We start from the raw sequence: 1,157 nt of genomic DNA, 5'->3' as shown, positions 1-1,157 counted from the left end.
TTAGATGACAACAGCATCCTAAGCGGAGCGTTGAGCAGAACCGCCGGAGAAAACGTCGGTACTTATCCGATCACTCAAGGCGATTTAAGCGCAGGGGCGAATTACGTGATTGACTTTACAGGAGCAGATTTTGAAATTACCAAAGCTACGCTTACGGTAACGGCAGATGCTAACCAAAGCAAAGTATACGGCGAAACCGATCCGGTACTAACTTATAGCGTTAGCGGATTCCAAGGCTCGGATGATGAGAGCATCTTAACCGGAGCTTTGGACAGAACAGCAGGCGAAGACGCGGGAACCTACCCAATCACTCAAGGTGATTTAAGTGCAGGAGCAAATTACGTGATTGACTTTACAGGAGCAGACTTTGAAATTACCAAAGCTACGCTGACCGTTATTGCCGATGACAACCAAGGCAAAATATATGGCGAAACGGATCCGATACTGACCTATACTGTCTCGGGTTTCCAAGGTTTAGATGACAACAGCATCCTAAGCGGAGCGTTGAGCAGAACCGCCGGAGACGATGTCGGTACTTATCCGATCACTCAGGGTAATTTAAGCGCAGGAGACAACTACGAGATTAACTTTACAGGAGCAGATTTTGAAATTACCAAAGCCACGCTGACTGTTATTGCCGACAGCGGACAAAGCAAAGTGTATGGCGAAACCGAGCCGATACTGACCTATATCGTTTCGGGCTATCAAGGCGCGGATGACCCAACCATCCTGACGGGGTCTTTGGGCAGATCAACCGGAGAAGATGTCGGCACCTATCCGATCACTCAGGGTGATTTAAGCGCAGGAGCAAATTACGTGATTGACTTTACAGGAGCAGATTTTGAAATTACCAAAGCTACGCTTACGGTAACGGCAGATGCTAGCCAAAGCAAAGTGTACGGTGAAGCCGACCCAACATTTACTTATACCGTTACCGGATTCCAAGGCTCGGATGACAACAGCATTCTAAGCGGAGCGTTGAGCAGAACCGCCGGAGACGATGTCGGTACTTATCCGATCACTCAGGGTAATTTAAGCGCAGGAGACAACTACGAGATTGATTTTACAGGAGCCAATTTTGAAATTACCAAAGCTACGCTGACTGTTATTGCCGATGACAACCAAGGTAAAATATATGGCGAAGCTGATCCAACATT

Annotated in this window: 1 protein-coding gene; it reads left to right on the top strand. The window is 47.5% G+C overall.

Going from position 1 to position 1,157, the window contains the following annotated elements:
* Window positions 1-1,157 (top strand): MBG domain-containing protein (locus C8P70_RS13875; RefSeq protein ID WP_317128299.1); only part of this gene is annotated, 1,157 nt, incomplete at both ends.

The organism is Myroides indicus (assembly GCF_004364575.1).
Taxonomy (GTDB): domain Bacteria; phylum Bacteroidota; class Bacteroidia; order Flavobacteriales; family Flavobacteriaceae; genus Flavobacterium; species Flavobacterium indicum_A.
Note: the sequence above shows the minus strand (reverse complement) of the source record. Positions and strands in the feature narration are given on the sequence as shown.